The 21,361-nt window shown below is 60.2% G+C and carries 17 protein-coding genes; 15 read left to right on the top strand and 2 right to left on the bottom strand.

What is annotated here, in order from left to right:
• Positions 1–111: 111 nt before the first annotated feature.
• On the bottom strand, positions 112–1,215 hold the full coding sequence (locus AS189_RS14230; protein WP_062290256.1) for a polyprenyl synthetase family protein: 1,104 nt from the start codon (positions 1,213–1,215) through the stop codon (positions 112–114).
• Positions 1,216–1,293: 78 nt separating this feature from the next.
• Positions 1,294–1,860 (bottom strand): hypothetical protein, encoded by a 567-nt coding sequence (locus tag AS189_RS14225; protein WP_062290253.1) that lies wholly within the window; start codon positions 1,858–1,860, stop codon positions 1,294–1,296.
• A gap of 212 nt (positions 1,861–2,072) precedes the next feature.
• Between AS189_RS14225 and dinB the strand changes: the two genes are divergently transcribed.
• From dinB to ftsZ, 15 genes are all read left to right on the top strand, one after another.
• Positions 2,073–3,230, top strand: a complete 1,158-nt coding sequence (dinB, locus tag AS189_RS14220) for a DNA polymerase IV (RefSeq protein ID WP_062293726.1) — start codon at positions 2,073–2,075, stop codon at positions 3,228–3,230.
• A gap of 247 nt (positions 3,231–3,477) precedes the next feature.
• Positions 3,478–3,855 carry a DUF3040 domain-containing protein gene (locus tag AS189_RS14215; RefSeq protein ID WP_062290250.1) on the top strand — a complete coding sequence of 126 codons (378 nt, stop codon included), beginning with the start codon at positions 3,478–3,480 and terminating at the stop codon, positions 3,853–3,855.
• Positions 3,856–4,356: 501 nt separating this feature from the next.
• Positions 4,357–4,788 (top strand): division/cell wall cluster transcriptional repressor MraZ, encoded by a 432-nt coding sequence (gene mraZ / locus AS189_RS14210; protein WP_062293723.1) that lies wholly within the window; start codon positions 4,357–4,359, stop codon positions 4,786–4,788.
• Positions 4,789–5,125: 337 nt separating this feature from the next.
• On the top strand, positions 5,126–6,124 hold the full coding sequence (gene rsmH / locus AS189_RS14205) for a 16S rRNA (cytosine(1402)-N(4))-methyltransferase RsmH (RefSeq protein ID WP_062290247.1): 999 nt from the start codon (positions 5,126–5,128) through the stop codon (positions 6,122–6,124).
• Positions 6,121–6,828: a hypothetical protein gene (locus AS189_RS14200; RefSeq protein WP_062290244.1), complete on the top strand. Its 708-nt coding sequence runs from the start codon at positions 6,121–6,123 to the stop codon at positions 6,826–6,828. Before rsmH ends, AS189_RS14200 begins: the two co-directional genes overlap by 4 nt.
• Before the next feature lie 157 nt (positions 6,829–6,985).
• Entirely contained in the window at positions 6,986–8,740 is a 1,755-nt protein-coding gene (locus AS189_RS14195) for a peptidoglycan D,D-transpeptidase FtsI family protein (protein WP_082634549.1), read from the top strand.
• On the top strand, positions 8,737–10,575 hold the full coding sequence (locus tag AS189_RS14190) for a Mur ligase family protein (protein ID WP_237759866.1): 1,839 nt from the start codon (positions 8,737–8,739) through the stop codon (positions 10,573–10,575). Before AS189_RS14195 ends, AS189_RS14190 begins: the two co-directional genes overlap by 4 nt.
• Positions 10,568–12,109: a UDP-N-acetylmuramoyl-tripeptide--D-alanyl-D-alanine ligase gene (locus tag AS189_RS14185; protein ID WP_062290235.1), complete on the top strand. Its 1,542-nt coding sequence runs from the start codon at positions 10,568–10,570 to the stop codon at positions 12,107–12,109. The genes AS189_RS14190 and AS189_RS14185 overlap by 8 nt, the downstream gene beginning before the upstream one ends.
• Before the next feature lie 2 nt (positions 12,110–12,111).
• On the top strand, positions 12,112–13,224 hold the full coding sequence (gene mraY, locus AS189_RS14180; RefSeq protein ID WP_062290232.1) for a phospho-N-acetylmuramoyl-pentapeptide-transferase: 1,113 nt from the start codon (positions 12,112–12,114) through the stop codon (positions 13,222–13,224).
• Positions 13,206–14,759, top strand: coding sequence for a UDP-N-acetylmuramoyl-L-alanine--D-glutamate ligase (gene murD, locus AS189_RS14175; protein ID WP_062290229.1), 1,554 nt, complete (start codon positions 13,206–13,208; stop codon positions 14,757–14,759). The genes mraY and murD overlap by 19 nt, the downstream gene beginning before the upstream one ends.
• Complete coding sequence (gene ftsW / locus AS189_RS14170; protein ID WP_237759865.1) at positions 14,759–16,057, top strand: putative lipid II flippase FtsW; 1,299 nt, start codon at positions 14,759–14,761, stop codon at positions 16,055–16,057. Before murD ends, ftsW begins: the two co-directional genes overlap by 1 nt.
• Positions 16,054–17,163 carry an undecaprenyldiphospho-muramoylpentapeptide beta-N-acetylglucosaminyltransferase gene (gene murG, locus AS189_RS14165; protein ID WP_062290225.1) on the top strand — a complete coding sequence of 370 codons (1,110 nt, stop codon included), beginning with the start codon at positions 16,054–16,056 and terminating at the stop codon, positions 17,161–17,163. Before ftsW ends, murG begins: the two co-directional genes overlap by 4 nt.
• Positions 17,164–17,168: 5 nt before the next feature.
• Positions 17,169–18,626, top strand: coding sequence for a UDP-N-acetylmuramate--L-alanine ligase (gene murC / locus AS189_RS14160; protein ID WP_237759864.1), 1,458 nt, complete (start codon positions 17,169–17,171; stop codon positions 18,624–18,626).
• On the top strand, positions 18,619–19,863 hold the full coding sequence (locus AS189_RS14155) for a cell division protein FtsQ/DivIB (RefSeq protein ID WP_237759863.1): 1,245 nt from the start codon (positions 18,619–18,621) through the stop codon (positions 19,861–19,863). Before murC ends, AS189_RS14155 begins: the two co-directional genes overlap by 8 nt.
• A gap of 320 nt (positions 19,864–20,183) precedes the next feature.
• A complete protein-coding gene (gene ftsZ / locus AS189_RS14150) occupies positions 20,184–21,353 on the top strand; it encodes a cell division protein FtsZ (protein WP_062290218.1) in 1,170 nt (389 codons plus the stop codon).
• The last annotated feature ends 8 nt before the right edge of the window (positions 21,354–21,361 follow it).

The following is a 21,361-nucleotide window of genomic DNA, read 5'->3' as shown; positions in this document are numbered from 1 at the left end:
TACTGGCCAGGCACCCCCACTATTAACCGGCCAGCTAGCCGGAGAGCCGGTATTGCTCTACAGCAGCCACAGCGGCACGTCAGTTCGGAACATAAAGCTCGCCGAGTGTGATCAGGACGTTCTGGATACGGCGCTCTGGCCCAAGGTCAGCAGTGCTTCGCGAACAGTTTCTGAAACGTGCAGTTCTGCCAAAGCCGTGAAGGCTTCCGTGCTCAGCGCGGCAATCATAGCCTCGGTGCGTTCCAAGGCACCTGACTCAACCATGATGGCGCACAGCTTGGCAACGTCGGTTTCGCTCAGATCCTGACGGCCCAAGTTTTGGTCAACAAAGTCACGGTCTGCCTCCCCAGCGGCATCGATGGTCAGCCCCACCAAAACCGTGCGCTTGCCTTCCCGTAGGTCATCGCCAGCCGGTTTCCCGGTCTGAGCCGGATCCCCAAAGACGCCCAAGACGTCATCGCGCAGCTGAAAAGCCTCGCCAAGCGGCAGGGCGAAGGCGCTGTAATCGTTGAGCATGGACTCGTCGGCCCCGGCCAAGGCTCCGCCCAACACCAGCGGGTGCTCGGAGGAATACTTAGCGCTCTTATAGCGAATAATTGCCGACGCTCTAGCAACAGCTGTCTCGTGAGGTTTCGACGGTCCAGCCACTTCCTCCAGAATGTCCAAATACTGCCCGGCCATGACTTCGGTGCGCATAATGTTAAAAACGTCCCTGGCCCGGCTCGATGATCCGGTATCGATCCGGGAGAACATTTCTTCGCTCAATGACAGGCAAAGATCGCCGGTGAGAATGGCTGCGGCATGACCAAACCGTTCGTCGTCCAGAGACCATTTGCTATCAGTGTGCAACGTGCTGAATTGTTTGTGGACACTGGGACCGCCGCGGCGAGTGTCTGAGCGATCGATGATGTCATCATGAATCAGTGCCGCAGCCTGGAAGAGTTCCAAGGCAGCGCCGGCCTGGATGACGGCCTGTGCATCGGCGGCGCCACCGGCACCGCGCCAACCCCAGTAACACAGCAGAGCTCGCATGCGCTTGCCACCGGTGACCAGGGTCTTGATGGAGTCAACAAGAACCAGAGTTGCCGGAGAGATCTGCGCCAGAAGCTCGTGTTTTTCCGCCAGGAAGCTATTGAGCTGCTGTGCAACCGCCGCAATGAATGCGTCGTGTTCGCCGACAATGGAGACGTCTGACTGGGCAGGCGTGTGGTTCATGCGCTCAAGGTTCCTTGCTGTGGGAGGTGCCGACGGTGCCGGCGGTAAGTTTTGGGGACAGAATCGACTGCTGGGCGCCTACTTCATTGAGGCTGGCAGCAAGGTGGCGCCGACGGTGAAGGTGGACGTCGCCGACGTCACCACCACCGAGACCGTGATGATTTCCTTGCCAGCAGCGCGAACGTATGTCTTGAGCGGAACGCCGTCCACGGCATCTCCTGGCTGAGCCTTGAAACCCTGCGCAGTGAATGACTTGGTGTAGAACGCCAGGATCTGTGCCGGGGTCTCGGTGGTAGTAGCCGTCAGCGAGGTTGTTGAAACGGTGCTGCCCGTCTCGAGGCTGGAGGCCTGAATTTGTGCACCCTTGGGCAGCGGAATCACTTTGGCGGGGAAGCCGGCGACCAATTCCTTGATGGCTGTCTGGGCCGTAGCAGTTGCTGTGCTGCTGGCTGATGCTGAAGTAGAAGAAGCGGAAGAAGACGTTGCAGCCACGGTTGCACCAGAAGTTGCGGACGCGCTCGTGGTGGTCCCTGCCGTTTCGCCGGCACCGGAACACGCACCTAAGAGCAAAGCTGTGGAGACTGCGGCGGCTGCCAGCAGCTGCTTGCGGCGGGGTGCCAGTGCGCGAAGCGGGGTGGGATTCATGACTGATTTCCTTAGCTGCAGGTGCCGGGTCGGTGACATCTTCTCCAGTTTACCCATGTTGGGCAGCGGCGCCCCTGCCGATGTTGTGTTCCTCACGCCGGTGGCCTGTAGCAACGATTGGGTTCACCAAGACGGTTCACTAGACTGAGCCTGTGAATCAGCCCGAACAACCTGCGGAGCCGCCCGCCCTCGACCAGGGCGGGTGCACCATCATGCATGTTGACATGGACGCCTTCTTTGTCTCAGCGGAGCTGCGCACACGTCCGGAACTCAAGGGGAAGATGGTCATTGTGGGCCATCCCGAGGGGCGCTCGGTAGTATTGTCCGCTTCCTACGAAGCCCGCGCCCGTGGCGTCCGTTCAGCCATGCCCATGTCCACGGCACAGCGGATCTGTCCAACCGCCGTCGTTATCGCTCCACAACACCAGCTCTACCAACAGATTTCCGGCCAGATCATGGAGATCTTTCATTCCATCACTGACACAGTTGAGCAGCTCAGCGTTGACGAGGCGTTCCTGGACGTCAGTGGATCCTTGCGCCGGCTGGGTACGCCGCTGGAGATTGGCGCCCAGATTCGTGCTCGCATTGCCGCCGAACTGGGCATCACGGCATCGGTGGGCATTGCTTCCAGCAAATTTGTGGCCAAGGTAGCCTCCACCCGGTGCAAGCCGAACGGGATGATGCTGATCGAAAAGTCCCGCACGGTGGAGTATTTGCACACCCTCCCCGTGGAAGCGCTCTGGGGCGTGGGGGAGAAAACCCGCCAGTCACTTGCCCGGCTGGGGATCTTTACCGTGGCCGACGTCGCTGCGACACCGCTCTCCACATTACAACGGGCGCTGGGCGTCACCGGCGCGAACCTGCACGCCCTAGCGTGGGGGATCGATCCGCGGCCGGTCACCCCTGCTCACCAGGAGAAGAGCATTGGTGCCGAAGAGACATTTGCCGTTGACACGCACGACGACGAGATTCTCACCAGGGAGTTGCTCAGACTCTCACACCGGGTGGCCGCACGGATGCGTCAAGGGGGTTTTAGCGGGCGTACCGTTGCACTGAAAGTGAAGTACGCCGACTTTTCCGCCATCAGCCGCTCACGAACTCTCGGAGCAGGGACAGATAGTGCCGCCACCATTTACGGCGCGGCAGTGGCGCTATTGCAGGGCCTCGGGCCGCGATCCCAAGCGGTGCGGCTGATCGGCGTTCGCATGGAAAAGCTCGAAGCTGTCCACGAGGTGCCGCTGCAACTTGAGTTGGATCCGCGGGATGAGCATTCACGCAACGCGCAGGCAGTGGGGGATGCCATTGCTGCCCGTTTTGGAAGCGCCAAGATTGGTCCCGCCAGGCTCCTGAAACCCCGCGATCAGCCCTAGTTGGCGGTGCTGTTCGGCAACGTCGAGACAGCGTCAAGACACCGACGTCATACTGGGTACCAGTTCGGCACTTTCACGCCTATTGTTAGTAGTAGAAGTTGACACTTTGACAGCTTCAATGCTGTTGGCACTCAAGCCGTCAGAAACAAAAGCGGAATCCGCAATGGACCTGGCAGCTCGGGAACTAATAGTGATGTCAAGGCGTTAACGAGACAAGTGCCACGGTTCTGACCTGAAGGAGGTCGTCATGCCCCTCTCTGAGCACGAACAGAGATTGCTGGATCAACTAGAGCAGCAACTGCATGCTGAAGATCCCAAATTTGCCAATGCCTTGTCGAGCTCGCCAGCGCGATCAATGTCGACGCGAAACATCGTTATTGGCGTCTTGGTGATGATTGTTGGGCTGCTCATACTGCTCGGTGGTGTGGCGACGCACCTGATACTGGTGGGTGTTCTGGGTTTCCTCATCATGGGTGCGGGAGTCTATGTAGCAGTTTCGAAGGCAAAATCCAGCGGTGCAGGACCAGCCGCGAGCAAAGACGGAGTCAAGTCTGCAGCGAAGCAGAAGAGTGGTTTCATGAGCAACCTCGAAGAAAAGTGGGACGAACGCCGTCGCGAGCAGTAACTTGGCTTTAACGCAACACGTTTCACCCTGTTAGCCAACGAGTCGTCGTCATTGAAAGACGGCGTTGGCGGATGTAGACAATGTTTGAGAGTTGTCTACATCCGCCAACGCCGTCTTTTTTGCGTTACCGGGTTGGTGCGTCTTGGGCAGTGGCCCGGCACAGCCACCCGGAGTGCGGCGCGCCCGCCACCTTTTCTCCCTCCACTGTCCCCTCGTGGATACTCCCTTTTCCTCCCCGGGAGCTCGCGGCGAGCCTAAAAGTAGCGCTGGAGTGGTTTTTGAGGCACATTTTCGGCCACAGTCTGCGTCATTGTTGACTTTTCCCTCCACCGTTTGCTGCACCTGAACATCACCGCATTGACGCGGAATTTTGTCGCGACACGGTGGCGAAATCGGGTCTTATGAAGTTGACGGTGGAGGATTGTGGAGTAATGTGGAGCACGTAAGAGGGGAATGGGGCTAGATTGGTCAAAAGTTCTCAACAATGAAGGCGGTGTCGGGTTGTTTCTCGGAACACACTCACCACGCCTTGATGAGAAGGGACGGATCATCCTGCCCGCTAAATTCCGGGAGGAATTATCCAGCGGGCTGGTCCTCACCAAAGGCCAGGAAAACTGTATTTACGTGTTCAGCGCACGGGAGTTTGAAAAGGTGCTGGCTCAAATGCAGGATGCGCCACTGTCCAACATGGCCGCCCGAGACTACATTCGAATCTTCCTGTCGGGGGCCTCTGATGAGGTTCCGGATAAGCAAGGACGGGTAACCATTCCAGCGGCCTTGCGTTCCTACGCAGGGCTGGAGAAGGAACTGGTTGTCATTGGCGCAGGCAGCCGGGCGGAGATCTGGGATGCACATTCCTGGAACGAATACTTGGCAGCCAAGGAGATGGCGTTCTCCGCAACAGACGAGTTGGGTATTCCAGGCATTAACTAGCGCCTGAGAGACCAGCGCAGCAGCGCCAAACAGCAGCAATGAACAAGAGCAGTACGGCAATATCGGTGGTCTTGAATGAGATCTCCAGCCGCCCAGCAAGGCCGTCAAACCTGGCTCACCTTCCCCGGAGCCAGGCAGGACGGGGCTTGGCGCGGAGGGGGATCTGGTTTAAGACCGGCAACGGTCTCAAACCGGCACAGTGCAGCGACGCACGCGGGCCGGCTAAACCAGATCAGTACCAAGTATGACCTGCAGGAAAATATTTATCGCCAGTTAGCAATGCCATGGGGGAACGAGAATCCCCTCCCGGTTTTGACCGAAGAGAAACGGAGTCGTGATGACGTCGGAAACCCCCACGCCACCTACGTCCGAACGCCACACTCCAGTTCTAAAAGATCGCTGCATCAACCTCCTAGCTCCTGCCTTTGAGGTGGCCCGAGCTGCTGGTCGCACCCCTGTCGTCATTGACGCCACGTTGGGCATGGGCGGGCACAGTGAAGCCATGTTGCAGCGCTACCCTGATTTGCATCTCATTGGCATTGATCGCGACACCGAAGCGTTGGGCTTGGCCGGAGAGCGGTTGTCACCGTTCCAGGACCGCACCGACCTGGTCCATGCGGTGTACGACGAGATTGCCGATGTTTTGGCCGACCTGGGGGTTCCCAGCATTGACGGGATCCTGATGGACCTCGGAGTCTCCTCCTTGCAGCTGGATGAACGTGACCGCGGATTCGCTTACTCCTTCGATGCACCCCTTGATATGCGCATGGACACCAGCCGCGGCCAGACTGCAGCCGATGTGATCAACAGTTACTCCGAAGAGGACCTGGTGCGCATCATCCGCAAGTGGGGCGAGGAGAAGTTCGCCGGACGAATCGCCAATCACATTGTCGCCGCACGCGATAAGGCCCCGTTGACACGCACAGGGGAGCTGGTGGAGATCATCCGCAACGTTGTTCCCTCCGGAGCCGCCAAGACCGGCGGGCACCCCGCCAAACGGACGTTCCAAGCGCTGCGCATTGAAGTCAACGAGGAACTGAGCGTTCTCGAGACCGCCATTCCTGCGGCCGTGGACGCCCTCAGCCTGCATGGGCGCGCTGTGGTGATGTCCTATCACTCGCTGGAGGACAAGATCGTCAAGGCCGTCTTCGCCGCAGGAGCCGCATCATCGGCTCCTGCCGGATTCCCTGTGGAGCTCGAAGAGCACAAGGCCACCTTGAAACGCCTGACCAAGGGCACCGAAATACCAACAGCGCAGGAAATTGCAGAGAATCCAAGGGCAGCATCAGCGCGCTTGCGGGCCGTGGAAAAGATCAGAATCAGGAGTGCCGTATGAGCCAGAATGCCCTACGCTCCAGCCATGTCATTGTGGGCAACACTGCCCGCGTCCTGACCGAGCCTCTGCCCCATGGTGCGCCCCCGGAACCGAGGGTCAAGAAGTCTAGGGCTGCGTTGTCACTGGTGGTTTCAACACCGCGAGGCGGGCGCTCATCCTTGGCGGTGACGCTGCTGCTGATGGTGGCCTTGGCCTTGGGCGTGGTTCTGGTGATGAGCATTTCCGTTTCCAAGGGCCAGTACGAGCTGGTGGACCTGAAGAGTCAGCAATCCGAGCTGATCAAGGCGAACCAGTCTATGGAACAAGAAATTGCTGCGAAGCAGGCTCCCCAGGAACTGGCGGCACAGGCTGCGGCGCTGGGCATGGTTCCGGCAGGCGTCACGGGACAAATTGATGTGCGAACCAAATCCGTCAGCGGTTCGCCGCTGCCGGCCTCGGCCGATACCAAAGGTCTGGTAAACATACCGGCCGCCGTCATCGACACGCCGCAGGCTCCCGTTCCGGTTCAAGCCCCGCTGAGCCCCGCGGCCCAGGTCAGTGCCACGGAAAACAGTGACACTGGAAACACTGCAGCCAAGGCCAACGCGGCTAAGCCCAGCGCTGTCAAAGAGACGCCGAAGCCCGCGGCCAATGTGCCGCCTGTAGCGGCTACTCCTGATCTTAATGGCGGGACCATTCCGGGACCGGCACAAAAGGACAGTTAACTTTTCTATGATGGACTGAGCGCTTCACCAATTCGCGAAGCAAGGAATGCAAGGAACTCAAGCGGTGGTACAAAACTCAAGTCCGAGCGCACGTGGTGCAAATGCACAGCAACTCAATAAGATCGGTCGCGGGCGCATCGGGTGGGGTTTCATCGCCATGATGGTTATCCTGCTCATCATCGCCGGCAGGCTGGTCCTGGTGCAGGGCCTGGATGTGGGCAACATGGCACAGGCGGCCGAGAACCAGCGCAAGGTCGTTCAGACGCTGCCAGCTGTCCGCGGGAAAATTGTTGACGTCAAGGGAAAAGTACTTGCCGAAAGCATCATTCGCTACAACATCACCGTTTCCCAGATTAACTTTGCGCAATACCCCGAGTTTAAACGGGTCGACATTGATCCAAAGACCGGTGAAGGCCTCATCGATCCGGCAACCGGCCAATGGAAAGTGGAAACCTTCACCTCGGATGAAGGCATCGAGCAGCTGGCCCAGCTTTTGAAGCTGCCCTTCGATGACGTCAAAAAGAGCGTCACAGGGGACAAGGTGCATAACTTCGTTGCCATGGATGTCAGCCCCCAAGTTGAGCAGCAAGTCGCCGCGCTGCGAGTTCCTGGAATCTACTCCGAGGTTGTCACCAAGCGCGTCTACCCCATGGGAGCTGTGGGTGGCCCCATCGTGGGATTCTTGGACAAACAGGGCAAGGCATTGGCTGGCATTGAGCAGACCATGGATGCGAAATTGACCGGGAAAGACGGTTCGCGGACCTATCAGGCAGGCAAGAACGGCATCATCATTCCCACGGCCCCGGTCCGGACCGTTCCGGCTGTTGACGGGGAAACCGTCAAGCTCACCATTGACCAAGACATCCAGTTCTACGCGCAGCAGGCCGCACAGCAGCAAAAAGAGCAGTACAAAGCTCAATGGGTCAGCATCACAGTTGTGGAGGCCAAGACCGGCAAGGCCGTGGCCATCGCTGATAGTGACTCCTATGATCCCAACAATGTGGCAGCCTCAGATCCCTCCAACATCGGCTCACGCAGCATCAGCTCCGTGGTGGAGCCTGGCTCCACCAGCAAGATCATGACCGCCTCGGCCTTGGTTCAAGAAGGGCTGGCTACGCCCCTGAGCGAGTATCTGGTGCCGCCAACGTTGACCATTGACGGGCAGAATTTCTCTGACTCCTTCACCCATGGAACCGAGAAGCGCACGCTTTCTGGAATCATCACCGATTCAATGAACACCGGAACCGTTATGGCCGGCTCCAAGCTCACCCCCAAGCAGCGCTTCGACTACATGCGGAAGTTCGGCGTGGGGGAGAAGACGGGCATCGCGCTACCGGGTGAGAGTCCAGGAATCTTGGCGGATTGGCAGAACTGGGACGGCCGTCAGCAGTACACGGTGCTGTTCGGTCAGGGTGTTGCACAAACCCCGCTACAAACCACCATGATTTTCCAAACCATCGCTAACAACGGGGTCCGGCTCAAGCCAGCCATCATCGACTCCTTCACCCATGCCGATGGCACGGTGGAGACCGTACCGCAGGCGCCCGGCGTGAAGGTTATTAGCCCCGAGACCGCCAAGGACGCCCGGGACATGCTTGAAGGCGTCGTCACCATGACTGACTACAAGGTGGTTGACATTCCCGGATACCGCACTGGCGGCAAGACCGGCACCTCCGAGGCGCCTGCCGATAACGGCGTGGGCTTCGACGGCTACACCACCTCCTTCATCGGCATGGCGCCCATGGATGATCCCCGCTATGTGGTGGGTATAACTGTCCAACGCCCGCAAGGCAACGTCTATGGAATCACTCAGGGGTATACGTTTAATCAAGTGATGGGGCAGGTGCTTCGCAGCAACGATGTGCCGCCTTCCACCACCCCGCCCGTCAAGCTCCCCAAGTTTTACAAATGAGCCGCAACCCCGAAGATTTCTCCATGGATTGTGCAGTAGAAAAGGATTTCGTTCAAGTGCCTGTGAACACCCCCGGCAACCCCTTGCGGCCTAGCCGCCACAGTGGCGCCACTCTAGCCGAGTTGGCCGGCGTGGCGGGCCTGCCCCCCGAAAGCGTGCCTTTCGAGCAGGCCAGCATCCGCATCACAGGTGTCAGCCTTGATTCGAGGGCCGTCTGCGCGGGAGATTTGTACCTTGCCCTGCCTGGCGCCCGGAGCCATGGCGCGTCTTTTGCCGAGGCCGCCATTTCCTCGGGTGCCCTTGCCATCATGACGGACGACGCCGGAGCCCGACTCATCGGGGAATCGGCAGTTGTGCCGGTGCTTGTGCTCACAGACGCGCGCGTTGTGGCCGGGAAACTGGCCGCTGCGGTCTACGGAACCTCGGGAACCGGTGCCGCCAGTGGCAGTAACTCTTTGGAGTTGTTCGGGCTCACGGGAACCAACGGCAAGACCACCACCACGTATTTTTTGAACTCGCTGCTGCGGGCACTCGGTCACGGAACCGGGCTGATTGGCACCATTGAAATCCTGGCCGGTGAGGAAGCAATTCCTAGCAAGCTGACCACGCCCGAATCCACCGATGTCCACGCACTCCTTGCCCTCATGGCGGAAAAGGGTTTGAGCGCCGCGTCCATGGAGGTTTCCTCGCATGCGCTGGCCTTCGGCCGCGTGGATGGTGTGGTCTTTGACGTTGCCGGCTTCACCAACCTCACACAGGACCATCTGGACCTGCACGGTGGCATGGACGGCTACTTTAACACCAAGGCCGCATTGTTCACTCCAGCGCACTCCCGGCAGGCTGTCATCACCATTGATGACAGTTGGGGTCAGCGCATGGCAGTAGCATCAGCCGTTCCCACCGTCACTTTGTCCACGCACCCCCCTGTGGCTGGAACAGACGCAAATTCAGGCGCAGATTCAGGCGCCCGTGCTGCGGATTGGCAGGTGCTGGACGTGCGCCGCGACGGAGTGGGCTCACGCTTCACACTCAGCGGCCCCAACGGCGCGCTGCTCAACGTCCGCACCGGCCTCCCCGGGGGATTTAACGTCTCCAATGCGGCGTTGGCACTGGTCATGGTGGCCACGAAATTACTGGGGACGAGCGCGCAGGCAAGCTCCGGCGTCGAAGGTGTTGGGTCCACAACAAGCCCAGAGAACACAACAAGCCCAGAGAACACGGCAAGCAACCAGCAGTTCCAAGCACAGTTGGTGCGCCTGCAGGATGCTTTGGACCGCCATGATCCCTTCACAGTGGAAGTGCCGGGCCGGATGCAGTTGATTGGCACGGCACCCGTGGCGGTGGTGGACTTTGCGCACAATCCCGATGCCCTCGCCAGGGCGCTGGACGCCGTTCGTCCGGATACTCCGGGCGCCCGCGTGATTGCCGTCTTCGGCGCCACAGGGGAACGCGACGCCACCAAGCGCCCCATCATGGGCGCCGTGGTTGCCCAAGGTGCGGACGTGGTTATTATCACCGACGACGATCCCCACGACGAGGACCCTGCAGGCATTCGCGCCAGCGTCCTGGCAGGCGCACGCGATGCCAATGATTCCGCCAATCTGGGGCGCATCATTGAGGAGATCGCCCCGCGTGCCGCAGCCATCGCCCGAGCCGTGGAAATAGCCCGAGCCCAAGACGTTATTCTGGTCGCCGGACGCGGCCACGAAGTTTACCAAGAGGTCAAAGGGGTCAACATTTCCCTCGATGATCGGGTTGAATTACGCGCGGCCCTGGTGGCCCGCGGATTCCCCCTTACCGTTGCAAGCAAGATAGAGTCACCAACTGATGATTGAAATTACAGCAGCCCAAATCGCCGAGCTCACTCAGGGCACCCTGACGCCGGGCACCGACCCGGATCTGCTCATTGATGTCGCCGCCATCATCACCGATTCTCGTGATGCCCGCGCCGGCAGCTTGTACGTGGCCAAAGCCGGTGAAGCGGCCGACGGTCATGACTTCATCGCCGCAGCCTTCGCTGCCGGTGCCGTGCTGACGCTCGCCGAGCGGGAAGTGGCGTCCGACGACGGAACTCCCGTCCCGGCTGTCATCGTCGCCGACTCCGTGCTCGCGATGGGATCGCTTGCGGCCGAGGTGGTGCGCCAGATCCGCGCCCATTCTCCTCTGAGTGTCATTGGCATCACCGGTTCTGCCGGCAAGACCACCACCAAGGACCTGTTGGCGGGCATTCTGTCCCCGCTGGGTCCCACTGTGGCTCCTGTGGGTTCCTATAACGGTGAAGTGGGTGTGCCGCTGACGGTCTTCCGCGCAGATCAGGACACCCGCTATCTCATCATTGAAATGGGGGCCACGAAGATGGGCCAGATCCGGTACCTGGGTGCTATGGTGCGCCCCGATCTGGGCGTGGTTCTCGGTGTGGGTAGCGCGCACGCCGGCGAATTTGGCTCGATAGACAATATTGCTGTGGCCAAGGGCGAGCTCGTGGAGGCGTTGACCCCCACTGGACGTGCCCTGCTCAACTTTGACGATGGCCGCGTCCGAGCCATGGCCACCCGTTCCGGCGCTCCCGTGAGTTTCTTCAGCAGCGCTGACGCTGATGTCTTGCCCAGTGCAGGACCAACTTCCGGTGCAGGCACCCTTGCCAACGGACCGGCGTCGGATGAGATGGTTTTGGCCCGCAAGGTGCGTACCAATGCCGACGGGCAGCCCGAGTTCGAACTCAGTTTCCCCGGACGCTCCGAGCCGCTGCACGTCGCCAGTAAGCTGTTGGGGCTGCACCACGTCACGAACCTGCTCGCCGCGGCCTCTGCAGCTCACGCGGTTGGAGCCACTCCGGAGCACATCGTGGCCTCGCTCAATGAGCAGCGCGCCAGCAGCCGGTACAGGATGGAACGCACCGACCGCAGCGACGGCGTTACAGTCATCAATGACGCCTACAACGCCAATCCGGAATCCATGCGAGCAGCCTTGCGCACCTTGGCCGAATTGGGCGGCAGCGGTGCCCGGCGCACCTGGGCTGTGCTGGGGGAGATGCTGGAACTTGGCGAAGAATCGGTCCTGGAACACGATGCCGTGGGCCGGGTAGCCGTACGGCTGAACATTTCCCGGCTGCTGGTTGTTGGCCAAGGAGCCCGCGCCATGCATGTGGGAGCAGTCATGGAAGGGTCTTGGGGAGACGAGTCAATGTTCTTCCCCGATGCGGACGCCGCCGCGGCCGTTCTGGACGCCGAATTGGCACCGGGGGACATTGTCTTATTCAAGTCCTCTAATGGTGCCGGACTCCGGTTCTTAGGCGATCGGATAGCATTACCCCCGGGGAATAGCCCCACAGCATCAAGCGATATTACTTCAGGCGAAAGGACTGCCTAGCCATGATTGCACTGCTCATTGGAGCTGGCTTGGCTTTGGCCTTTGCCATGATCGGCACACCCATCTTCATCAGGTTCCTGGTGAGGCAAGGGTACGGCCAGATCATTCGAGAAGACGGCCCCACCACACACCAGATCAAGCGCGGTACCCCCACCATGGGCGGCACCGTGGTGATTGGTTCTGTGGTGGCCTCCTACTTCATCACCCACTTGATCGTGTGGTTGGTCAACAATAATTCCACCGGCCCCACAGCCTCAGGCTTGCTCATGATCTACCTGATGGTGGGCATGGGTCTGGTTGGTTTCCTGGATGATTTCCTGAAGATCACCAAGCAGCACAACACCGGCTTGAACCCCAAGGGCAAACTCCTGGGCCAGGCCGTGGTGGGCATTTCCTTTGCCGTGATGGCGCTGGGTTTCCCCGATAGTTCCGGCCGTACCCCGGCGAGCACGTTTATATCCTTTGCCCGCGATATCCCCAGCCTGAACCTGGCCTTCGCCGGCGCCGGGTTGGGCGTGGTGCTGTTTGTTATCTGGTCAAACTTGATCATTACAGCAGCCACCAACGGAGTGAACTTGACTGACGGTTTGGACGGGCTGGCCACAGGTGCCGCCATTTTGGTGTTCGGTGCCTACACCCTCATCGGTCTGTGGCAGAGCAGCCAAGGCTGCGGCTCCCACAAGGTAGCCGCCGAGACCGTCTGCTACGAAGTCCGCGACCCGCTAGATCTTTCCTTGATTTCGGTCATCATGTTTGCGGCGTTGATTGGCTTCCTCTGGTGGAACACCTCCCCAGCGAAGATCTTCATGGGTGACACCGGCTCCCTCGCCATCGGCGGCGCCATTGCCGCCTTCGCCATCCTGTCCCGCACCGAACTGCTGCTGCCCATCATTGGCGGCCTGTTCGTGATTATCTCCGCTTCCGTCATCATCCAGGTGGGTTACTTCAAGCTGACCCGTGGCAAGCGGGTTTTCCTCATGGCACCGTTGCAGCACCACTTCGAGCTCAAGGGCTGGAAGGAAGTCACAGTGGTTGTCAGGTTCTGGATTCTGGCCGGCCTGCTGGTAGCTGTGGGACTGGGAGCTTTTTACGCTGAATGGATTGTTCGACTGTGAGTGCATTGCAAGACCGACTTGATTCACTGACCAGCTGGGATGCCGACTGGGCCGGGCTGCGCGTGGTAGTCACGGGCATTAGTAAAACGGGCTTTTCGGTGGCCGATACCTTGGCAGAGCTCGGTGCGCAGGTGGTAGTTGTTGCCGCCTCGGACGACGACGACGCCTGGGCCAACGCCGACACCCTCAAGATTGTTGGGGTCAGCCAGGTGATCTTGGGGGAGGAGACTTCCACCGTCTTGCCGCTGGTTAAAGGGGAAGCAGCCGAACTGGTGGTCACGAGCCCGGGCTACAAGCCATCTCACCCTCTGTTAGCCGCTGCGGCTGACGCGGGTATTCCCATCTGGGGTGATGTTGAACTGGCGTGGCGGGTGCGCCAGCGCGAGGGCAGGAAGACTGCTCGATGGATCACCATCACCGGCACCAACGGCAAAACCACCACCACCACCATGGTGGAAGCAATGCTGCAAGCCGCAGGCCTGCGGGCCATTGCCGCCGGTAATATTGGCACCCCCATTCTTGATGCTGTTCGCGATCCCGAAGGCTGGGATTTCCTGGCTGTTGAACTCTCCACGTTCCAATTGCACTGGACCGAGTCACTGGCACCAGTGGCTAGTGTGTGCCTGAATCTGGCCGAAGATCACGTTGACTGGCATGGCAGCTTTGCCGCCTACGCCGCCGACAAAGCCAAGATCTACGCCAACACCGAACTTGCCTGCGTGTACAACGCGGAGCAAATTGAGACTGAGCGCATGGTTCAAGAGGCCGATGTGCAAGAAGGTTGCCGAGCCATCGGCTTCACCACGGGAATTCCGGCCATCAGCATGGTCGGTGTGGTGGAAGGACTGCTCGTGGACAGGGCGTTCATTGCAGAACGCAAGGACTCAGCTACCGAGCTGGCCAAGGTCAGCGATATTGGTGAGCTGGTGCCGCGCCACCTGGTGGCCAACGCCGCCGCAGCGGCAGCACTCGTGCGGGCCTGTGGCCTGACGCCGGAGGATGTCCGCAAGGGTTTGGTGAACTACCAAAACGGTGACCACCGCATCCAGGCCGTTGCCAAAGCCGGTGGTGTTTTGTGGGTCAATGACTCCAAAGCCACCAACCCGCATGCGGCAGCTGCCTCACTGGCAGCGTTCAAGACGGTCATCTGGATTGCCGGCGGTTTGTCCAAGGGCGTTGATTATGACGATCTTGTCCGCCAACATGTCTCACGCCTCAAGGCCGTGGTGTTGATTGGTGCCGACAGTACTGATTTGGCCAGTTCCCTGGAGCGCCTAGCCCCGGATGTGCAGGTCATTGCCACACATGCCAGCGGTGGCCGGCGTTCCAGTGGCTCTGAGCTGCGCGGTGACGCCGTCATGGCCGAGGCCGTTGCAGTGGCAGCGTCACTGGCAGTGGACGGAGACACGGTGCTGATGGCTCCGGCATCGGCCTCCATGGATCAATTCACCTCTTACGCCCATCGGGGCAATGCCTTCATTGAATCAGTCCGGGAGCTTCTGGAATCACGGGCAAGCGTCAACAAGGAGTCATAGTGGCAAAAAAGCCCGCACAGCCAAGCCGGTCCGGCAAAGCCACACCCGCCGCGGCCGTCAAGGGTACTGCCCCCGTGAAAAGTGTTGCAGCAGCTACGGTGAACCAGACGCCACAGTCCGCTCCGGTCAAAAAAACGCCCGGTATGGCCAAACTGTTTCCGCGATTCCGGAGTTGGTTCAATTTCCGGGTTGGCAGGCCCACCTCGGCCTACTACTGGATCATCGGCACCACCCTTGCCTTGACGCTGATCGGCCGTATGGCGGTGCTCTCGGCATCGACGGCCGAAACCATTTCAGAAGGTAAAGACCCCTACGATCTCTTCATCAAGGAGGCAGGGTTCGCCATCATTGGGCTGGTGCTCATGTTCATTTTGTCGTGTGTACCGCCGGCGCTGTGGAAGAAAGCAGCTCCATGGTTGCTTGGTCTGGCAGTGCTCCTTTTGGGATTGGTATTCACGCCCCTGGGTGTGGACGTTCAGGGAAATCAGAACTGGCTCGGATTGGGCGGCATTCAATTCCAGCCCTCCGAAGCGGCCAAGCTCGCGCTGGCCGTGTGGATGGGTGCAGTATTAGCAGCCAAGGGAACCTTGATCCGCCAGTTTGTCCATGTGGTGATCCCGGTGGGAATTGGCGGGGGCCTGATACTCGGGTTGATCCTGTTGGGTAAAGACTTGGGAACCGCGATCATTGTGGGCATCATGGTCTTGGCGGGCCTGATGTTCGCTGCGGTACCCAAACGCTTCCTGTTCCTGGCTTTGGGTGTCGGCGCACTAGTAGCGTTCCTTTTCTCCTTCTTCAGTGACAACCGCAGTGGCCGTATTTCCAGCTGGCTGGGTGACTGCAGTGTGGATGGTGCGTGCGATCAATACCTGAACGGTGCCTATGCTCTGGCATCCGGAGGCTGGTTTGGTGTGGGCCTGGGGCAGAGCCGGCAGAAGTGGAACTGGATTCCCGAGGCTCACAACGACTTCATCTTTGCCATCCTCGGTGAGGAGTTCGGCCTGCTGGGCACGCTAGTGATCGTCGGCTTGTATGCCGTGTTGGCGTTCTCCATTTTCCGTGTCATCAAATCGCGCAACGATCCTTTCAGCCGGATTGTCTGCGGCATGATCATGACCTGGATCATTGGCCAGGCAGTGGTCAATATTGCCGTGGTGGTCGGACTGCTTCCGGTGATTGGCGTTCCATTGCCCTTGATTTCCTACGGTGGAACATCGCTCATCATGGTGCTTGCCGCCCTTGGTGTTGTCCTGTCCTTTTCCCGTACTGAGCCCGAAAGAAACTTGTTGATTTCATGACACAGATCCACACCACCCCCCTGTCAGTAGTGCTGGCCGGGGGCGGCTCAGCAGGGCACATCAGCCCGCTATTAGCCATTGCCGCTGCCATCCGGGCGACGTATCCGGACAGTGCCATCCTGGCCGTCGGCACCAAGGATGGGCTGGAGACCACATTGGTGCCAGCCGCAGGTTTTGAGCTGGCCTTCGTTGGCCGCATTCCGCTGCCGCGCAAACCATCCATGGATCTGGTGAAACTTCCGGTACGGATGTTCGGTGCCATTTCCGATGCCAAGCGGATCCTTAAGGATGCCAAGGCAGATGTTCTCGTGGGTGTTGGAGGTTACGTCTGCACCCCCATGTACCTGGCTGCAAAATCACTGGGGGTTCCCATCGTGATCCACGAGGCCAACACTAAAGCCGGTCTGGCTAACAAGGTGGGTGCACGTTTCACTACCAACGTGGGCACGGCCTTCGCCGCAACAGCCATCCGCCACGCACACCTGGTGGGCATGCCCATGCGCAAGGAAATTGCCACCTTGCAACGCGGCACTGCCCAGGCTGCAGCGCGGGAGCGCCTCGGCCTAGCGCCGCAGCAACCCACGTTGATTGTCACTGGCGGCTCGCTGGGCGCGTTGCGACTGAACCAGGCCATTGCCGGAACACTTCAGGAACTTACCGACGCCGGTATTCAAACCCTGCACATCACAGGCAAGGGCAAAGCCGTTCTCGGCCCTGACGGTGAGCTGCTGGCTGCGCCGGGTTACCGCCAGGTGGAGTACGTTGAGCGCATGGAAGATGTTTACGCTGCGGCAGATTTACTCTTGTGCCGCTCTGGTGCCGGAACAGTGTCGGAGGTGGCCGCCGTCGGGCTTCCAGCAGTGTTTGTGCCCCTGCCCATTGGCAACGGTGAGCAAGCCCGCAACGCAGCCGGGCTGGTAGCAGCTGATGCTGCCCTACTAGTCCCAGATAGTGCCCTGGATGCCGCTTGGGTGCGCAGCGAGCTCATACCGCTGTGCCTGGACGCGCCGCGGTTGGAACGTATGAGCGCCAATACCGCAGGGCTGGGCATTCGGGACGCCGCCGAAAGCATGGCCGCCATGGTTGTCGCCGCGAGCGGAAAGTGAAGGACATGACTGAGACGGGGAGCGCCACGATGTACACACCACCCACACTTGCCGAACTGGGACGAGTCCATTTCATTGGCATGGGCGGCGCTGGGATGTCGGCCATTGCCCGCATCATGGTGGGTCAGGGACTGGCTGTCAGCGGATCCGATGCCAAAGACTCCGCCGGGCTGGCTCAACTAGCCGCCCTCGGCGCCACCGTGTATGTGGGCCAGGTGGCCGCAAACGTGAACGGTGTGGACACCGTGGTGGTTTCCACCGCCATCCGCGAGGACAACCCTGAGTTGCTTGCTGCCCGTATGGCTGGGCTGCGCGTGCTGCATCGGTCACAGGCACTTGCCGCGGCCATGGCCGATGACACTGTGGTGGCCGTCGCCGGCACTCACGGCAAGACCACCACCACCTCCATGATCACCGTCATGCTTCGCGGTGCCGGGGTCGATGCATCCTTCGCCGTAGGTGGCACCGTTCAGGGTTTGGGTGTCAATGCAGCTCACGGTGCGGCCGGGGTATTTGTTGCTGAAGCCGACGAGTCGGACGCTTCCTTCCTGAACTACCGGCCCAAGATTGCCGTGGTCACCAACCTCGAGGCAGATCACCTGGACTACTACGGCACACCCGAGGCTGTCTTTGCCGCCTTTGGCCAGTTCGTGACGCTCATTCCTCGTGATGGCACCCTGGTGGCGTGTGCTGACGACGCCGGATCGGCTGATCTAGCTGCCAGGGCCGCAGCGTCCGGGATCCACACCATCACCTATGGTTTTGCACAGGATGCAGATGTTCGCCTGCTTCCGGGCAGCCATGACGGGCTAGTCACCACCGCGAGCATTGTGCTCCAAGGCTCCCAAGCAACGGCTTCCAAGCCCGACGCCGAATCGGGCACCTTGGCGTTACGGCTGCAGGTTCCGGGCAACCATAACCTCAGCAATGCGGCTGCGGCCGTGGCTGTGGCATTGGCGCTCGGAGTGGACACGCAGGATGCCCTAACGGCTCTGGGCACGTTTGCTGGGGCCGCCAGGCGCTTTGAAGCCAAAGGTGTTGCTCGCGGCGTGGCTGTGTACGACGATTACGCTCACCACCCCACTGAAGTGACTGCTGCACTGCTGGCGGCCCGGACCGTGGCAGGTGCCCACAAGGTGCACGTGTTGTTCCAGCCGCACCTGTTTTCACGGACCGCTGAGTTCGCCACTGAATTTGCCCAAGCATTGGACCTGGCCGATACCGTGGCTGTTCTGGACATTTATGCAGCCCGCGAAGATCCCGTGGCCGGAGTGAGTAGTGAACTCATCACGAGCTCACTACGTAAGCCGTTCGGATACGCCCCAGATCCGCTGGCGGCTGTGGCCAGGTTGTGTCAGGGTGCTGTGGCCGGGGACATCATTTTGACCGTCGGCGCCGGTGACGTAACAGAATTCGGACCCATCCTTGTGGCAACCCTTGCCGCAGGCGGCGGCAATGGCTGAACCGCGCAAACCACGAGTCATCCGCACCCGCAAGCCAGCCACAGGCGCAATACCTGTGGTCCCAGCGGCGGGCTCAGCTGCCGAGGTGCCGGCAACGCAGGCCCCCGGCTCTGCGGGGGCGACCGGCACAGTGCGAGGCACCAGTGAAAAGGTGGCCATGCTGCCGGTGCCTCTCGAGGACGCGAAGCCAACGCCCCGGGTGGCGCGTCCAGCAGCCGTGACTCGTCCAACAAATTCCAGCAAGAAGACTGTTCCGGCGCCGGCTCGAGCCGCACAGACAAAGCCAGCGCCCAAGACGACTGTGTCCAAGTCAACCGTGCCAAAGTCGACCATTCCAGGAAAAGTCGTGCCAAGGACGTCCGTGCCGGGCAAAAAAACTTCCGCCGAGAATTCGTCAGCTAAGGCTACGTCAGAGCGCTCACCGCGGGGGAGTGCTGGCCGGGGAAGCTCGGCAGCGGGTGAAGCTGCTGTTGAGGGGGACGGTAGCGCCGAAGCAAAGGTTCTGGCGTTTCCGCTGCCGAGTTACAAGCGCCGCCGACGTACCGTTTTGATCTCTGTCGGAGCCATTGTGGCGGTACTGGTCCTGGTGATGGGTATTGCCCTGTATTCCCCGGCGTTGTCCGTACGAACCATTGAGTTTGAAGGCAACAAGTTAGTTAGCGAGGACACCCTGCAGGCGGCCTTGGCCCCCGTCCTGTCACGCCCGCTCCCGCAAGTGACAGGGGGCGATGTCTCCTCGCTCCTGAAGCCGGTGGTGCAGGTGAAGAGCTCAAGAATTGAAGCCAGGCCGCCCTCCACCTTGGTAGTCCACGTGGTGGAACGTGTGCCGGTTGCGCTACTGAAGAATGGTTCGGCGTATTTATTGGTGGATCAGGACGGGGTTGAGCTGGGCACCACCAAGGATCCAGCCAAGGCCGGGTTGCCACTGATCGATGGGGGCAAGGCCGCTATTGGAAAAGACACCTTCCAAGCCATGACGGGCGTTTTAGCGACCCTGCCCAAGTCCATTCTCAGTCAGCTGGCCAACGCAAGCGCTAAGTCCAGAGATACCGTGGAGCTGAAACTCATTGACGGGCGGAGTGTCATTTGGGGCAACGCCAGCGACATGGAACTGAAGGCTCAGGTACTGGAAGCACTGCTCAATGCCCCGTTACCCACGGTCCCGGCGGGGAAGCCCGCTCCGGTGCCAGCAAAGGTGTTTGATGTCAGTGCACCACGCCATCCGGTCACCAGATGATACTTTGGTGTCGGCGGCCACAGTTGGCCGGAGTGTGCGCAAGAGGACACAAAAGAGGCGTTTTGGACGTTTTTTTCGCGGATTCGGGCGACACGCGGTGGCGGTAATTGCATGCGGAGCAGATGCGCCATAACGTCACAGACAAGAGTTAGTTGACATAACTATAACCTTCAACTTGAAGGTTAAGCTACCAAGGCTTCAGGCATTGCTTCAAGGTTGCTCCCAGGATTGATGCTGGCAGCTTGCAAGCGCATTGATTTTTTGGTGGCAAGGTACGCTTTTTTGATCTTCCAGCAACATACGAACAAGGGACACGTAACGTGGCAGCACCCCAGAATTACTTGGCAGTCATCAAAGTCGTCGGCATCGGCGGTGGCGGCGTAAATGCAGTGAACCGCATGATTGACGTGGGTCTGCGCGGCGTTGAATTCATCGCCATCAACACAGACGCTCAGGCGCTGTTGATGAGTGACGCCGACGTCAAGCTTGATGTTGGACGCGAACTGACGCGTGGCCTCGGTGCCGGCGCCAACCCGGAGGTTGGCCGGCAGGCAGCAGAAGACCACCAGGAAGAGATTGAAGAAGTCCTGCGTGGCGCTGACATGGTGTTCGTAACAGCCGGCGAAGGCGGCGGAACCGGAACCGGTGGCGCCCCCGTGGTGGCCCGGATCGCCCGTTCCCTCGGCGCCCTGACCATTGGTGTAGTCACGCGTCCGTTTACCTTCGAAGGCCGCCGTCGCGCTTCCAGCGCCGATAACGGCATCGAAGAGTTGCGCGGCGAAGTCGACACCCTGATCGTCATCCCGAACGATCGCTTGCTGTCCATCAGCGACCGCAACGTCTCCGTCATGGATGCCTTCCGTTCCGCCGATCAGGTGCTGCTGTCCGGCGTCCAGGGCATCACCGACCTCATCACCACCCCCGGCCTGATCAACCTTGACTTTGCAGACGTGAAGTCTGTTATGCAGGGCGCTGGCTCGGCTCTGATGGGTATCGGTTCGGCCCGCGGCGAGGACCGCGCCGTCAAGGCTGCGGAACTGGCCATCGCCTCCCCGTTGCTGGAAGCTTCCATTGACGGTGCGCACGGCGTGCTGCTTTCTGTTCAGGGTGGCTCCGATCTTGGATTGTTCGAAATCAACGAGGCAGCTCGCCTCGTTCAGGAAGTGGCTCACCCCGAGGCCAACATCATCTTCGGTGCCGTCATTGACGACGCCCTGGGTGACGAGGTCCGTGTCACTGTCATCGCCGCAGGCTTCGATGCCCCCGATGCTGCCCCCGTAGCCACAGAGCCTGCTGCCACCGTTGTCCCGCCGGCCCCCGCCGCCGTGCCCAGCAGCGCATCGGTGACCAACCTGAACCAGTGGGGCCAGCAGTCGGCATCTCACGTTCCCGCTGACGGTGGTTTTGATGTAGAACTGCCAGCTATCGTGGAGCCAGACCTCACCGGACACCGTTCCGATGACCTGGATGTCCCCGACTTCCTCAAGTAAGCAGTACG

Source organism: Arthrobacter alpinus, from assembly GCF_001445575.1.
Taxonomy (GTDB): domain Bacteria; phylum Actinomycetota; class Actinomycetes; order Actinomycetales; family Micrococcaceae; genus Specibacter; species Specibacter alpinus_C.
This window is presented reverse-complemented; position numbering and strand designations above follow the sequence as displayed.

Excerpts from the sequence above, each read along its gene's own strand:
- dinB (WP_062293726.1), top strand. The coding sequence starts at position 2,073 with ATGCATGTTGACATGGACGCCTTCTTTGTCTCAGCGGAGCTGCGCACA.
- murC (WP_237759864.1), top strand. The coding sequence starts at position 17,169 with ATGACTGAGACGGGGAGCGCCACGATGTACACACCACCCACACTTGCC.
- AS189_RS14190 (WP_237759866.1), top strand. The coding sequence starts at position 8,737 with ATGAGCCGCAACCCCGAAGATTTCTCCATGGATTGTGCAGTAGAAAAG.
- AS189_RS14225 (WP_062290253.1), bottom strand. The coding sequence starts at position 1,860 with ATGAATCCCACCCCGCTTCGCGCACTGGCACCCCGCCGCAAGCAGCTG.
- murD (WP_062290229.1), top strand. The coding sequence starts at position 13,206 with ATGGATTGTTCGACTGTGAGTGCATTGCAAGACCGACTTGATTCACTG.
- murG (WP_062290225.1), top strand. The coding sequence starts at position 16,054 with ATGACACAGATCCACACCACCCCCCTGTCAGTAGTGCTGGCCGGGGGC.
- AS189_RS14215 (WP_062290250.1), top strand. The coding sequence starts at position 3,478 with ATGCCCCTCTCTGAGCACGAACAGAGATTGCTGGATCAACTAGAGCAG.
- AS189_RS14230 (WP_062290256.1), bottom strand. The coding sequence starts at position 1,215 with ATGAACCACACGCCTGCCCAGTCAGACGTCTCCATTGTCGGCGAACAC.
- AS189_RS14155 (WP_237759863.1), top strand. The coding sequence starts at position 18,619 with ATGGCTGAACCGCGCAAACCACGAGTCATCCGCACCCGCAAGCCAGCC.
- AS189_RS14185 (WP_062290235.1), top strand. The coding sequence starts at position 10,568 with ATGATTGAAATTACAGCAGCCCAAATCGCCGAGCTCACTCAGGGCACC.
- rsmH (WP_062290247.1), top strand. The coding sequence starts at position 5,126 with ATGACGTCGGAAACCCCCACGCCACCTACGTCCGAACGCCACACTCCA.
- AS189_RS14195 (WP_082634549.1), top strand. The coding sequence starts at position 6,986 with ATGATGGTTATCCTGCTCATCATCGCCGGCAGGCTGGTCCTGGTGCAG.
- mraY (WP_062290232.1), top strand. The coding sequence starts at position 12,112 with ATGATTGCACTGCTCATTGGAGCTGGCTTGGCTTTGGCCTTTGCCATG.
- AS189_RS14200 (WP_062290244.1), top strand. The coding sequence starts at position 6,121 with ATGAGCCAGAATGCCCTACGCTCCAGCCATGTCATTGTGGGCAACACT.